Origin of the sequence: Ramlibacter monticola (genome assembly GCF_016722785.1) — a bacterium.
GTDB classification, from domain to species: domain Bacteria; phylum Pseudomonadota; class Gammaproteobacteria; order Burkholderiales; family Burkholderiaceae_C; genus Ramlibacter; species Ramlibacter monticola.
Genome location: NZ_JAEQNE010000008.1, coordinates 39,068 through 50,926, shown reverse-complemented (window position 1 = coordinate 50,926; position 11,859 = coordinate 39,068). Strand labels below are relative to the sequence as shown.

The 11,859-nt window shown below is 71.7% G+C and carries 15 protein-coding genes; 11 read left to right on the top strand and 4 right to left on the bottom strand.

Features of this window, described 5'->3' with window-relative positions; all coding sequences use genetic code 11:
* A complete protein-coding gene (gene purM, locus JJ685_RS24635; RefSeq protein ID WP_201677023.1) occupies positions 1-1,038 on the bottom strand; it encodes a phosphoribosylformylglycinamidine cyclo-ligase in 1,038 nt (345 codons plus the stop codon).
* 89 nt (positions 1,039-1,127) lie between these two features.
* Here purM and JJ685_RS24630 point away from each other — a divergent pair, with 89 nt between their 5' ends.
* Genes JJ685_RS24630 through atpE form a run of 6 tightly spaced genes read left to right on the top strand, consistent with a single transcriptional unit; the run spans position 1,128 to position 5,922 of the window.
* Positions 1,128-2,198, top strand: coding sequence for an AI-2E family transporter (locus JJ685_RS24630; RefSeq protein WP_201677022.1), 1,071 nt, complete (start codon positions 1,128-1,130; stop codon positions 2,196-2,198).
* 3 nt (positions 2,199-2,201) lie between these two features.
* Entirely contained in the window at positions 2,202-2,876 is a 675-nt protein-coding gene (hda, locus tag JJ685_RS24625) for a DnaA regulatory inactivator Hda (RefSeq protein WP_201677021.1), read from the top strand.
* Positions 2,873-3,559, top strand: coding sequence for an HAD family hydrolase (locus tag JJ685_RS24620; RefSeq protein WP_330901835.1), 687 nt, complete (start codon positions 2,873-2,875; stop codon positions 3,557-3,559). Before hda ends, JJ685_RS24620 begins: the two co-directional genes overlap by 4 nt.
* Complete coding sequence (gene pcnB, locus JJ685_RS24615; protein ID WP_201677020.1) at positions 3,556-5,139, top strand: polynucleotide adenylyltransferase PcnB; 1,584 nt, start codon at positions 3,556-3,558, stop codon at positions 5,137-5,139. Before JJ685_RS24620 ends, pcnB begins: the two co-directional genes overlap by 4 nt.
* A gap of 7 nt (positions 5,140-5,146) precedes the next feature.
* The gene (folK, locus tag JJ685_RS24610; RefSeq protein ID WP_201677019.1) at positions 5,147-5,632 is read left to right on the top strand and encodes a 2-amino-4-hydroxy-6-hydroxymethyldihydropteridine diphosphokinase; all 486 of its coding nucleotides are present in this window, start codon (positions 5,147-5,149) and stop codon (positions 5,630-5,632) included.
* 47 nt (positions 5,633-5,679) lie between these two features.
* On the top strand, positions 5,680-5,922 hold the full coding sequence (gene atpE, locus JJ685_RS24605; protein WP_201677261.1) for a F0F1 ATP synthase subunit C: 243 nt from the start codon (positions 5,680-5,682) through the stop codon (positions 5,920-5,922).
* Positions 5,923-5,945: 23 nt separating this feature from the next.
* Here atpE and JJ685_RS24600 read toward each other — a convergent pair whose 3' ends face one another.
* From JJ685_RS24600 to JJ685_RS24590, 3 genes are read right to left on the bottom strand one after another with little or no spacing between them, the layout of a single operon-like run.
* On the bottom strand, positions 5,946-6,422 hold the full coding sequence (locus JJ685_RS24600) for a protein-tyrosine phosphatase family protein (protein ID WP_201677018.1): 477 nt from the start codon (positions 6,420-6,422) through the stop codon (positions 5,946-5,948).
* Between the two features lie 11 nt (positions 6,423-6,433).
* Complete coding sequence (locus JJ685_RS24595; RefSeq protein ID WP_201677017.1) at positions 6,434-7,714, bottom strand: c-type cytochrome; 1,281 nt, start codon at positions 7,712-7,714, stop codon at positions 6,434-6,436.
* On the bottom strand, positions 7,711-8,478 hold the full coding sequence (locus JJ685_RS24590; RefSeq protein WP_236599254.1) for a c-type cytochrome: 768 nt from the start codon (positions 8,476-8,478) through the stop codon (positions 7,711-7,713). The genes JJ685_RS24595 and JJ685_RS24590 overlap by 4 nt, the downstream gene beginning before the upstream one ends.
* 119 nt (positions 8,479-8,597) lie before the next feature.
* On the opposite strand from JJ685_RS24590, the gene JJ685_RS24585 reads away from it, so the two are divergent.
* The 5 genes from JJ685_RS24585 to JJ685_RS24565 all read left to right on the top strand — a co-directional run bounded on the left by JJ685_RS24585 (position 8,598) and on the right by JJ685_RS24565 (position 11,771).
* Entirely contained in the window at positions 8,598-8,786 is a 189-nt protein-coding gene (locus tag JJ685_RS24585) for a hypothetical protein (protein ID WP_201677016.1), read from the top strand.
* A 79-nt stretch (positions 8,787-8,865) separates the two neighbouring features.
* Positions 8,866-9,783, top strand: a complete 918-nt coding sequence (locus tag JJ685_RS24580; RefSeq protein WP_201677015.1) for a DUF808 domain-containing protein — start codon at positions 8,866-8,868, stop codon at positions 9,781-9,783.
* Positions 9,784-9,920: 137 nt separating this feature from the next.
* Positions 9,921-10,058 (top strand): hypothetical protein, encoded by a 138-nt coding sequence (locus JJ685_RS24575; protein WP_201677014.1) that lies wholly within the window; start codon positions 9,921-9,923, stop codon positions 10,056-10,058.
* A gap of 109 nt (positions 10,059-10,167) precedes the next feature.
* Positions 10,168-11,016: a hypothetical protein gene (locus JJ685_RS24570; RefSeq protein ID WP_201677013.1), complete on the top strand. Its 849-nt coding sequence runs from the start codon at positions 10,168-10,170 to the stop codon at positions 11,014-11,016.
* Positions 11,017-11,117: 101 nt separating this feature from the next.
* Complete coding sequence (locus tag JJ685_RS24565) at positions 11,118-11,771, top strand: L,D-transpeptidase (protein WP_201677012.1); 654 nt, start codon at positions 11,118-11,120, stop codon at positions 11,769-11,771.
* Positions 11,772-11,859: the final 88 nt, after the last annotated feature.

The following is an 11,859-nucleotide window of genomic DNA, read 5'->3' as shown; positions in this document are numbered from 1 at the left end:
TCAGGCGAGCGTGACGGCGGCTCCGCTGCCGCGCGGGGCGATGCGGCCGATCTCGTGCACGGTCTCGCCGGCGCGGCGCAGCGTCTCGGCGACCCCGGCGGCTTCGGCCTGCGCTACCACCACCACCATGCCGATGCCGTTGTTGAACGTGCGGTTCATCTCGTGGTCGTCGATGCCGGCGGTGGCCTGCAGCCACGCGAACAGCTCGCTGCGCGGCCAGCTGCCCGGGCGCAACTGCGCGCCGAGGCCCTCCGGCAGCACGCGCGGGATGTTCTCCAGCAGGCCGCCGCCCGTGATGTGGGCCAGTGCCTTGATGCCGGCCGGGTGCTGCTGCAGCGCCGCCAGCACGTTCTTCACGTAGATGCGGGTCGGCTCCATCACCGCCTCGCGGAAGGGGCGGCCGTCGAGGGTGGCCGGCACCTGTGCGCCGGCGCGCTCGATGCACTTGCGCACCAGCGAGAAGCCGTTGGAGTGCACGCCGCTGGAGGCGAGCCCCAGCACGAGGTCGCCTTCCCGCACGTCCTGGCCGGCCAGGATGAGGGACTTCTCCACCGCGCCCACGGCGAACCCCGCGAGGTCGTATTCGCCGGCCGGGTACATGCCGGGCATTTCCGCGGTCTCGCCGCCGATCAGGGCGCAGCCTGCCAGCTCGCAGCCGCGCGCGATGCCGCCGACCACGGCCGCGGCCGTGTCCACGTCCAGCTTGCCGCAGGCGAAGTAATCGAGGAAGAACAGCGGCTCGGCGCCCTGCACCAGGACGTCGTTGACGCTCATGGCGACCAGGTCGATGCCCACGGTGTCGTGCATGTTCCACTCGAAGGCCAGCTTCAGCTTGGTGCCGACGCCGTCGGTGCCGCTCACCAGCACCGGCTCGCGATAGCGCTTCGGCACTTCGAACAGCGCGCCGAAGCCGCCGATGCCCGCGAGCACGCCCTCGCGGAGGGTCTTTTTCGCCAGCGGCTTGATGCGTTCGACGAGCGCGTCGCCGGCATCGATGTCGACGCCGGCATCCTTGTACGAGAGGGGGGAAGCGTTCATGCAGGTGCGGGGCCGGGGCGGAATGCGCCGGCCGATAGAATTTGCGCCTGATTTTAGTGTCATCGGGCCCTCGGGCCGGGCCAACACGCATGCAATTCACCCCCACGCAGAAGCGGGCCGCGGCCTGGGCGACCATGGCCGTCCTGGCCTTGCTGGCCCTGCGCGCGCTCGGGCCGGTGCTCACGCCCTTCCTGATCGCCGCGGTGCTCGCCTACGCGCTGACGCCGCTGGTCGACCGGCTCGACGCCGTGTGGCAGGGCCGCGTGCCCCGGCTCCTGGCGGTGATCGTGGTCGAACTGCTGGTGATCGTGGTGATCCTGTGCCTGGTGCTGCTGGTGGTGCCGGTGCTGGTGAAGGAGGTGCCCCTGATGCGCGAGCAGATCCCGGGGCTGTTCGACCGCCTGCACGTGAACCTGTCGCCCTGGCTGGCGCAATTCGGCGTGCGGATCTCGCTCGACCTGGACAGCCTGCGCGCGCAGCTGGTGGACTACCTGCAGTCCAACTGGAGCGGCAGCTTCGGCTCGGTCTGGTCCTCGGTGAAGATCGGCGGCAGCGTCGCCCTGGCGGTGGTGGGCAACGCGGTGCTGGTGCCGGTGGCGCTGTTCTACCTGCTGCTGGACTGGAAACGCCTGGTCGTCCGGGTGGCCGAGCTGGTGCCGCCGCGGATGCGCCCTGGCGTCGAGTCCTTCACCTCCGAATGCGACGAGGTGCTGGGCCAGTACCTGCGCGGCCAGCTGCTGGTGATGGTCGTCATGGCGACCTTCTACAGCGCCGGCCTGGCGCTGTTCGGGCTGGAGCTGGCGCTGCCGATCGGGGTCTTCACCGGGCTGGCGATGTTCGTGCCCTACGTCGGCTTCGGCATCGGCCTGATCCTGGCGCTGCTGGCCGGGCTGCTGCAGTTCGGGTCGGGCGAGGCCTTCCTGATGGTAGGGGTGGTGTACGGCTCCGGCCAGGTGATCGAAGGCCTGTTCCTCACCCCCCGGCTGGTGGGCGAGCGCATCGGGCTGCATCCGCTGGCGGTGATCTTCGCGCTGCTCGCCTTCGCGCAGCTGTTCGGCTTCGTCGGGGTGCTGGTGGCGCTGCCCGCCAGCGCGGTGCTGCTGGTGGCGATCCGCCGCATGCGCAGCGGTTATTTCGCCAGCAAGCTCTACCACAGCTAAGCGATGAAGCAGCTCCCCCTCGACATCGGCCTCGCCCGCGCGCCCAGCCTCGCCAGCTTCCTGGCCGGGCCCAACGAAGCGGCCTGGAAGCACCTGCAGCTGTGGGTCGGCAGCCCGACGCGCTCGCCCGTGCCGACCTACCTCTGGGGCCCGGCCGGCAGCGGCAAGACCCACCTGCTGAAGGCGGTGCAGGAGAGCCTGCGCGAGCAGGGCGCCCGGGTGGGCTGGCTGGATCCGGCGATCGCGGAGCCGCCGCCGTTCGACGAACGCTGGGCCGCCGTCCTGCTGGACGACGTGCACCGCTACGGCGCCGTCCAGCAGCACGCCGCCTTCAGCTGGTTCGTGCAGGCCCAGGCGCTGCAGCGCGGCGTGCTGGCGGCTGGCGCGGCGGCCCCGACGCACCTGAAGTTGCGCGAGGACTTGCGCACCCGCCTGGGCTGGGGCCACATCTTCGAGCTGCACGTGCTGTCCGAGCCCGAGCGCCGCGCCGTGCTGCGCCAGGCCGCCGACGAGCGCGGCGTCTTCCTGAGCGACGAGGTGATGGACTTCATCCTGCACCGCTTCTCGCGCGACCTGGGCAGCCTCCTGCAACTGCTGGAGCACCTCGACGCCTATGCGCTGCAGGCGCAGCGCGCCATCACCATCCCCCTGATCCGGGCCATGCTGGAGAGCGAGTGAGTCCCCCCAAGAAGAGAATCGCGCTGTTCGATCTCGACCACACCCTGCTGCCGATCGACTCCGACTACACCTGGGGCGAATTCACCCAGCAGATCGGCTGGACCGACCCGGTGGAGTTCAAGCGCCGCAACGACGAGTTCTATGCCCACTACGTGGCGGGCACGCTGGACGTGCACGACTACGTGCGCTTCGCCGTGGAGGCGCTGCGCGAGCGCGGCCCCGAGGCCTACCGCGAGGCCCATGCGCGCTTCATGGACGAATGGATCGCTCCGCGCCTGCGCGCAGCCGCGCTGGACCTGGTGCGCGCCCACCAGCAGGCGGGCGACCTGGTGGCGATCGTCACGGCGACCAACGAGCTGGTGACCCGCCCGATCGCGGCCGCCTTCGGCGTGCCCGAGCTGATCGCCGTCGAGCTGGAACGCGACGCCTCCGGCTGGATCACCGGCGAGATCGCCGGCGTGCCCTCCATGCGGGAGGGCAAGGTGGTGCGCGTCACGAAGTGGCTGGCCGGCCGGGGGCTGGACTGGCTCGACGTGGAATCCACCTTCTATTCCGACTCCCTGAACGACCTCCCCCTGCTGGAGCATGTGGACCACCCGGTGGCCACCAATCCGGACGCCCGCCTGCGCACCATCGCCCTGGAGCGCGGCTGGCGCATACTCGACCTCTTCGAAAGAGAATGATCAAGAAGTTCATCGACAAGCTGATCGCCGGCGCCAGCGGCCGCAAACCGAGATTCGGCAAGCGCCAGGAGGTCGGCCCCGACCAGCACGGCATCGACCCGACCCTCGTGGACGACCGGGCGCTGAGCGTCGTCCATGCCCTGAAGGAAGCGGGCTTCGAGGCCTACATCGTGGGCGGCGCGGTGCGCGACCTGCTCCTCGGCCTGCGCCCCAAGGACTTCGACGTGGCCACCAACGCCACGCCGGAGGAGGTGAAGGCGCAGTTCCGGCGCGCCTTCATCATCGGGCGGCGCTTCCGCATCGTGCACGTGGTGTTCGGCCGCGGGCGCGAGCACGAGGTGATCGAGGTCTCCACCTTCCGCGCCTACCTCGAGGCGGCGCAGGCCGAGGCCGTCAACGGCAACGAGCGCACCAGCAAGGCGGAACTCGCCGGCATGCACCACGCGGTGGATGCCTCCGGCCGCGTGCTGCGCGACAACGTCTGGGGCCCGCAGGAGGAAGACGCGGCCCGGCGCGACTTCACCATCAACGCCATGTACTACGACCCGGAGACCCGGATCGTGGTGGACTACCACGGCGGCATCGCGGACGCCAAGAAGCGCTTGCTGCGCATGATCGGCGACCCGCCCACGCGCTACCGCGAGGACCCGGTGCGCATCATCCGCGCGGTGCGCTTCGCGGCCAAGCTCGCCGGCCTCGGCTTCAAGTTCGATCCCAAGACGCGCACGCCGCTGCATCCCTCGCTGCCGCTGCTGGCCGAGGTGCCGCAGAGCCGCCTGTTCGACGAGATGCTGAAGCTGCTGCAGACCGGCCATTCGCTGGCGACCATCGAGCAGCTGAAGCACCTGGGCATGGCCAGCGGCATCTACCCGCTGCTGGACCTGGTGGTCGAACGCGCGGAGCAGCCTTTCGTGCGCGCCGCGCTGCAGGACACCGACCGCCGCGTCAACGAGGACAAGCCGGTCGCTCCCAGCTTCCTGCTGGCGTGCGTGCTGTGGGCCGACGTGCGCGATGGCTGGGCGCAGCGCATCGCGCACAAGGAGCATCCCTTCCCGGCGCTGCAGAACGCGATCGACGAGGTGTTCGACGCCCGCATCGGCGACATCTCAGGCCGCGGCAGGCTGGGGTCGGACATGCGCGAGATCTGGATGATGCAGCCGCGTTTCGAGAAGCGCAGCGGCCACACGCCCTTCAGCCTCGCGGAGCAGCCGCGCTTCCGGGCCGGCTTCGATTTCATGCGCCTGCGCGCCGACGTCGGCGAGGTCGACGTCACGCTGGCCGACTGGTGGCAGGAATTCAGCCAGGCGAGCGACGCGGTGCGCGAGGACCTGGTCGAGGCGCTGCGCGACGAAATGCACCGGCAGCGCCGCACGCGCGCGCCGCGCAAGCGGGGCGAGGAAGGCGCCGCCGAGGCGCCGGAGCCGCGCGAGCGCACCCCGCGCGCCGCGGAAGGGGCGGCGGCACCGGCCGAAGCGGGGGACGGCGAGGCGCCGCGCAAGCGCCGCCGCCGGCGCCGCAAGCCCGCGGGGCAGGGTGCCGGCGCGCCCTCCGAGGGCAGCGGGACCGGGCCGGCCGAATAGCGCGCCAATGCGCGAACCGGTGACGGCCTTCGTCGGCCTGGGCGCCAACCTCGGCGACGCCGAGGCGGCCCTGCGCGCGGCGCTGGCCGGCCTCGCCGCGCTGCCGGGGGTGCGGCAGGTGCGCAGCTCGCGCTTCTATCGCAGCGCGCCGGTCGACGCCGGCGGCCCCGACTACGTCAACGCGGTGGCGCAGCTCGAAACCACGCTGCCGGCGCCGGATCTCCTGCGGGCGCTGCAGTCCCTGGAACTCGCCGCCGGGCGCGAGCGCCCCTATCGCAATGCGCCGCGCACGCTGGACCTCGACCTGCTCCTGTACGGGTCGGCGCGCATCGCCAGCGCCGCGCTGACGGTGCCGCATCCGCGCCTGCGCGAGCGGGCCTTCGTGTTGCTGCCCTTGGCCGAGCTCGCGCCGGAACTCGTGAATGCGCGTGAACTGGCGGCGGTGGCGGACCAGCGCATCGCGCCATTACCTCCGGGGTCATCGACGCCCTGACGCCGTGCCGGCAGCATGGGGGCATCCAAGGAGAAAGGATGTCCGCCATGACAGACACCGGCCTCGTGGCCATCGCGTGCGGCCTGATCATCGGCCTGGGCGCCATCGGCGCCTGCCTGGGCATAGGCACCATGGGCGGCCGCTTCATCGAGGGCGCCGTGCGCCAGCCCGAGCTGATGAACGAGCTGCAAACCAAGATGTTCCTGCTCGCCGGCCTGATCGACGCCAACTTCCTGATCGGCGTGGGGGTGGCGATGATGTTCGTGTTCGCGAATCCGTTCGCCGGGTAGGCGCTCGGATGCCGGAGTGACCGTCAGAACCAGTCCACCAGGCCCGACTGCTCCGCGTTCTGCGGGTTCGAGCCCGCGTCGCGCACCCGCTGCAGCGCTTCGGCCGAGCCGAGGCCCAGGGCCTTGAGGACGCATGCGGCGGCGGTGCCGGTGCGGCCCAGGCCGGCGGCGCAGTGCAGCAGCACCGCCTTGCCCTCGCGGATCGTGTCGGCGATCGCGCCGATGTCGCGGCGGAAGGCCGGGGGGTCCTCCGGCAGGCCGAAGTTGCGCATCGGCACGTGCAGCCACCGGAACGGCAGCCGCCCGCGCGCGAGCGCCGCGTGGTAGTCCGGCGAAAGCTCGGCCAGCTCCGGCTTCGGCGTGAGGCACACGACCAGGCCCAGGCCGCTGCGCTCCGCCTCGGTGGTGAAGCTCGACCAGGGCTGGAAGCGCCCCGGCATGGAACCGAGCCAGAGCTGGCCGGAAACCTCCGGGGGCAGGTGCACGCGTCGCAGGGACATCCCGCGATTGTCTACTCGCGCCGGCTGCTGCGCTGCTGCGAAACCGCCAGTTCCGTCACGGGCGCCGCATTGTTGTTCCAGGAGGAACGGATGTAGGTGAGGACGGCCGCCACGTCGGCATCCGACAGCACCGGCGCGAAGGGCGGCATGCCGAAAGGCCGCGGGTGCGCGCGCGTGGCGGGCGGGAAGCCGCCATGCAGCACGATCTGCACCAGGTTCGAGGTGACCGGCAGCGTCACCGCGCGGTTGCCGGCCAGCGGCGGATAGGCGCCGCGCACGCCCTGGCCCTGCTCGCCGTGGCAGGCGGCGCAGCGGTCGCCGTAGATCTTGCCGCCGCGGTCCAGGACGTTGGCCGCCGCGCGCGGCACCTCGCGGGGATCGGAGTCGCCCGGCACCGGCGGCAGGCTCTTGAGGTACACGGCGATGGCGCGCAGGTCCGCCGGCTCCAGGTACTGCGTGCTGTGCAGCACCACTTCGGCCATCGGACCGAGCACCGTGCCGCGCGGCGACACGCCGGCCGCCAGCAGCTGCTGGATCTCCTCCACCTTCCAGTCGGCCACGCCCGCTTCGCCGGTCGCCGCGAGGGACGGTGCATACCAGTTCTGCATGGGGATCAGGCCGCCCGAGAGGTCCATCACGTCGCGCATGCCGCCCAGCGCATTGCGCGCCGTATGGCAGGCGCCGCAGTGCCCGAGCCCCTGCACCAGGTAGGCGCCGCGGTTCCATTCGGGCGTGCGCGCGGCGTCCTCCTCGTAGCGGTCGGGCCGGAAGTAGAGGGTGCGCCAGACCGCCAGCGCGGCCTGCGTGTTGTAGGGCCAGCGCAGCCGGTGCGGGCGATTGGGCTTGTTGACCGGCGGCAGGCTGCGCAGGTAGTCGAACAGCGCGTCGGCGTCCGCGCCCGTGATGCGCGTCGTGTGCGTGTACGGGAAGGCGGGATAGAGCAGGTGGCCGTCGCGCGAGCGGCCCTCGTGCAGCGCCCGTCGGAAGTGCGCGGCCGACCAGGCACCGATGCCGGTCTCGGCGTCGGGCGTGATGTTGCTCGCGTACACGGTGCCGAACGGGGTCTCGATCGGGCGTGCGCCCGCATAGGCGGCGCCGCCGCGCTCGGTATGGCACAGCATGCAGTTGCCCACGCGGGCCAGGTAGGCGCCACGCGCGACCTGCTCGCGCGCGGGGGGCGCAGACGGGGCCTTGCCGTGCAGTCCGGTGCCGCCCCAGAAGTTGAACATCCAGACGAAGGCCACCAGGGCCAGCACCAGCGCCAGCAGGCTCCACAGCACGCGCCGGATCATCGGCTCGCCCCTGCCGCGGGCGGCTCGGCGGAGCCGCAGCGCAGCGGCGGGGGCTCCGGTGGCGGCGGCGGCGGCGCCCTGCGACCCTTCTTCACCGGCGCCTTCGCGGGCTCGGGCGCCGCGGCCGGGTGCGGGTCCTTCGGCAGGGGCTCGGCCGCGAGGAAAGTGGTGACGGCCGACAGGTCTTCGGGCGAGAGCCGGCGGGCGATCTCGGCCATGCAGTCGGGCGCGAGCGCGCGGCGCTGGCCGGTCCGCCATGCGCCCAACTGCGCATTCAGGTAGTCGCGAGGCAATCCCAGCAGCCCCGGCAGGTTCGGTTGCACGCCGGTGAGCGCCTTGCCGTGGCAGCGAGCGCAGGCGGGCACGCGGCGCTCGGCATCGCCCTGCAGCGCGATCTCGCGCCCGCGCTGCAGCAGGTCGGGCGCGGCGCTGGCCGGTTGCGGCGGCGGGTAGGGCACGTCGAGGGTGGCGAAGTGTTGGGCGATCTCGTAAAGGTAGCTGTCCGACAGGGTGTCCAGCAGTCCGACCATCAGGCCGTAGTGGCGCCGCCCGTCGCGGAAATTCAGCAGCTGGTTGTACAGGTAGCCGGCCGGCTTGCCCGCGATGCGCGGGTAGTAGCCGTCCGGGCCCGCCCGGCCCTGCCGGCCGTGGCAGGCGGTGCAGGCGAGCGTCCGCTGTGCGATCGTGTCCTCGAATACCGGTGCGCCCGCGCGCGCCGCGGCTGCACACCAGAGCAGGATCAGGAGAAGGATGGTGCCCCGCATGGCCCGGCACTATGCCATCGTTGGCGGGGCGAGCACGTACCGTTCCGTCGGTGACCATCGGACATGGCCATGGGCAGCGTCCTACAACTCAGGCGCGGGCGCACTCCTAAGGTGGTTTCATGAACCTCTACCGACGTTCAAGCAAGCCGAAGCCGCAGGCGGAATCGCAACGCGGCCGGCGTCGGCAAGCCCCGGGAGGCGAGGGCAGCAACGCGGCCCAGCCCCGGCCGGATCCCAAGGCGGAGCCGATTCCCGACGGCGAGCACAAGTACGTGCCTCGCAGCCCGTACCGCACGGGCAACTACTGAAGCGGGCGCGCCCCGGTTCGCGGGCCCCGCCGGGCCGGGGGCTGCCCATAATGGGGGGTTAGCCCACGACCCCCACCGAATGGCCTCCAGCCTGCTCGCCCTCCTCGACGACATCGCCAGCATCCTCGACGACGTCGCCGGACTCACCAAGGTGGCGGCCACGAAGACCGCCGGCGTTCTGGGCGACGACCTCGCGCTCAATGCGCAGCAGGTCAGCGGCGTCCGCGCCGAGCGCGAGCTGCCCGTCGTCTGGGCGGTCGCCAAGGGCTCCCTCCTGAACAAGGCCATCCTGGTGCCGGCCGCGCTGGCGATCAGCGCGATCGCGCCCTGGGCCGTGACGCCGCTGCTGATGCTGGGCGGCGCCTACCTCGCGTTCGAGGCGGCCGAAAAGGTGGCGCACCGGCTGCTGCACAGCCGCGCCGAGGACGAGGCGCACCACCAGGAACTGCAGCACGCCGTCGCCGACGAGAAGGTGGACCTGGTGGCGCACGAGCGCGAGAAGATCCGCGGCGCCATCCGCACCGATTTCATCCTGTCCGCCGAGATCATCGTGATCGCCCTGGGCACGGTGGCGGGCCAGGACTTCGTCACCCGGCTCGCGGTGCTGGTCGCGATCGCGATCGCGATGACCGTCGGTGTCTACGGCTTCGTGGCCGGCATCGTGAAGCTGGACGACCTGGGCGCCTGGCTGAGCCGCCGCCCTCGGGCCGTCTCCCGCGCCCTGGGCAACTGGATCGTGCGCGCCGCCCCCTGGTTGATGAAGGGCCTGTCCGTCGCCGGCACGGCGGCCATGTTCCTGGTCGGCGGCAGCATCCTCGAGCACGGCATTCCGCCGCTGCACCACGCCATCGAGGAAGCCGCGGCGCGCTCCGGCGGGATGCGGATTCCGGCCGCCATGCTGCTCGAGGCGCTGGTGGGCATCGTGGCGGGCGGCCTCCTCGTCGCCGTGTATGCGCTCGCGCGCCGCATGCGGGGCAAGCCGGCGCTGCCCGCCTGAGGCTGTAGGCCCGCTCCTACGTCGTCTGGCGAGCTCTTCGGATACGGAGCTCGCGGCCTCCCCGGAACAATGGCTCTGCAACAAGAGGGAGAGTTGCCATGCCTGAAATGGAGCCGTCCGTTCCTGCCCCATCCGCCATGCCGCCGTTCCTGGAGGTGCCTGCCTCCGTGCTGGACGATCCCGACCTCGCGCTCGGCTGCGAATGCGCGGATCCCGCCCTGCAGATCGCGCTGTGGGGCGAGGAAGCGCGGGCGCCGGCCGCCGGAGCGTCCTGACGTACAGCCCGTGCCCGCTGTGCTCCTACACCGGGTGCCTTGATCCCCGGACGCGCGCCACGGCGGAGCCTGCCTAAGCTGGCGCTTCCTTCGAAGGAAGAGAAGCACCATGCAGGAAGCGGGACAGAAGAAAGCGCAGCAATCCGAATTCGTCGCCTGGATGCGCAAGGGCGTGCTGCTCGGCCTGGCCGTGATGCTGGCCTTGCCGCTGCTGTCGCTCAAGAAGAGCCGCGACACGCAGCAGGAGGCGCAGCAGCGGCCCCCCGTGGCCATGGCGCCGCATGCCAGGCCGGCACCGGGCACCGCTCCCGCCCTGCGGCTGGCGGACTTCGCGGGCGAGCAGGCCTCGCCCGATGCGCGCCTGGTGGCCAACTGGGTGGTCCACACCCGCAACAACAAGCGCCATGCCTTCGTGGTGGTCGACAAGAAGGATGCGCGGGTGTACGTCTTCGCCCCCGACGGCAGGCTGAAGGACAGCGCGCCCGCCCTGCTCGGTGAAGCCCGCGGCGACGACACCTTCCCCGGCATCGGCGACAAGCCCTTGTCCGCGGTGCGCCCCGAGGAGAAGACCACGCCGGCCGGCCGTTTCGTCGCCGAGCCGGGCATGAACGCCAACAACGAGGACGTGGTCTGGGTCGATTACGACGCGGCGGTGTCCATGCACCGCATCCGGCCGCTGGTGGCGCGCGAGCGCCGGCTGGAGCGGCTGGCCACGCTCACCACCGACGACAACCGCATCTCCTTCGGCTGCATCAACCTGCCGGTGACCTTCTACGAGGACGTGCTGAAGCCCACAGTTACGAAGTTCGGCGCCGTCATCTACGTGCTGCCGGAAGTCAAGACGCCGCAGCAGGTGTTCGGCGCCTACGACGTCACGGATCCCGCGCAGATGGCTGCCGCCCCGCAGGCGATCCAGGGCAACCCGGTGCAGAAGGTGGCCCTCCAGCCGGCCCGCTGAGGGTTCACGTCGCATTTACCTTGAGGTCCTTGCGGCCGCACGGCCGCGCTTGATAGCATCCGCCCCTGTTGAGCCTCCTGGCTCGGCGACAGGGGACCCGGATGGAGGATGCACGCCGGTGGCTGCGCAAGGCAGCCGGCAGTACGGCATGGGTGGTGGTCGCGGCGCTCGCGCCGGCGGCCGGCTGGGCCACCGAAACCTTCCAGCAGCTCGGTGCGTCGGAAGACGCGCGCAGCCTCGTGGGCTGGGTGCAGCGCACCGGTGACGCCCGCGGCCGGCCCTACGCGGTCGTCGACAAGCGCAGCGCGCACCTCTACGTGTTCGATGGCGACGGCCGCCTGGCCGGTCATTCGCCGGCGCTGCTCGGAAGCGCGCCGGGCGATCACACCGTGGCCGGGGTCGGCGACCATGCCCAGGGCGGGCACGTGCCGCCCGACGAGCGCACCACGCCGGCGGGCCGCTTCGAGGCGCAGCCGGGCGAGAACCGCACGGGCGAGCACGTGATCTGGGTCGACTACGAAAGCGCCTTCGCCATCCACCGCCTGCGGCCCGGCTTCTCCTACGCGGGCCGCGCGGGCCGCCTGTCCACCGCGCAGGCCGCGAAGATGCGCGTGTCCTGGGGCTGCGTGGTGGTGCCCGTGGCCTTCTACACGGACGTCGTGCAGCGCGTGCTCGGCGCCTCCCGCAGCGTGGTCTACGTGCTGCCGGAGACGCGGACCGTGCAGGGCTTCGTGCGCGCGCTGGAGCAGCGCTAGTCCCACGCCGTCCGATACCGTCCGACACCGGCGTGCGCGCCGGACCGACGTTGCCTCAACGGCGGCTCCTTATCTTGGCCGGACCGGC

What these genes read in the sequence shown, in the direction of transcription:
- JJ685_RS24575 (WP_201677014.1), top strand. Translation starts at nt 9,921, where the DNA reads ATGCCGCCGTTCCTGGAGGTGCCTGCCTCCGTGCTGGACGATCCCGAC.
- JJ685_RS24580 (WP_201677015.1), top strand. Translation starts at nt 8,866, where the DNA reads ATGGCCTCCAGCCTGCTCGCCCTCCTCGACGACATCGCCAGCATCCTC.
- JJ685_RS24600 (WP_201677018.1), bottom strand. Translation starts at nt 6,422, where the DNA reads ATGTCCCTGCGACGCGTGCACCTGCCCCCGGAGGTTTCCGGCCAGCTC.
- JJ685_RS24630 (WP_201677022.1), top strand. Translation starts at nt 1,128, where the DNA reads ATGCAATTCACCCCCACGCAGAAGCGGGCCGCGGCCTGGGCGACCATG.
- JJ685_RS24585 (WP_201677016.1), top strand. Translation starts at nt 8,598, where the DNA reads ATGAACCTCTACCGACGTTCAAGCAAGCCGAAGCCGCAGGCGGAATCG.
- folK (WP_201677019.1), top strand. Translation starts at nt 5,147, where the DNA reads ATGCGCGAACCGGTGACGGCCTTCGTCGGCCTGGGCGCCAACCTCGGC.
- hda (WP_201677021.1), top strand. Translation starts at nt 2,202, where the DNA reads ATGAAGCAGCTCCCCCTCGACATCGGCCTCGCCCGCGCGCCCAGCCTC.
- purM (WP_201677023.1), bottom strand. Translation starts at nt 1,038, where the DNA reads ATGAACGCTTCCCCCCTCTCGTACAAGGATGCCGGCGTCGACATCGAT.
- JJ685_RS24570 (WP_201677013.1), top strand. Translation starts at nt 10,168, where the DNA reads ATGCAGGAAGCGGGACAGAAGAAAGCGCAGCAATCCGAATTCGTCGCC.
- atpE (WP_201677261.1), top strand. Translation starts at nt 5,680, where the DNA reads ATGACAGACACCGGCCTCGTGGCCATCGCGTGCGGCCTGATCATCGGC.
- pcnB (WP_201677020.1), top strand. Translation starts at nt 3,556, where the DNA reads ATGATCAAGAAGTTCATCGACAAGCTGATCGCCGGCGCCAGCGGCCGC.
- JJ685_RS24565 (WP_201677012.1), top strand. Translation starts at nt 11,118, where the DNA reads ATGGAGGATGCACGCCGGTGGCTGCGCAAGGCAGCCGGCAGTACGGCA.
- JJ685_RS24590 (WP_236599254.1), bottom strand. Translation starts at nt 8,478, where the DNA reads ATGCGGGGCACCATCCTTCTCCTGATCCTGCTCTGGTGTGCAGCCGCG.
- JJ685_RS24595 (WP_201677017.1), bottom strand. Translation starts at nt 7,714, where the DNA reads ATGATCCGGCGCGTGCTGTGGAGCCTGCTGGCGCTGGTGCTGGCCCTG.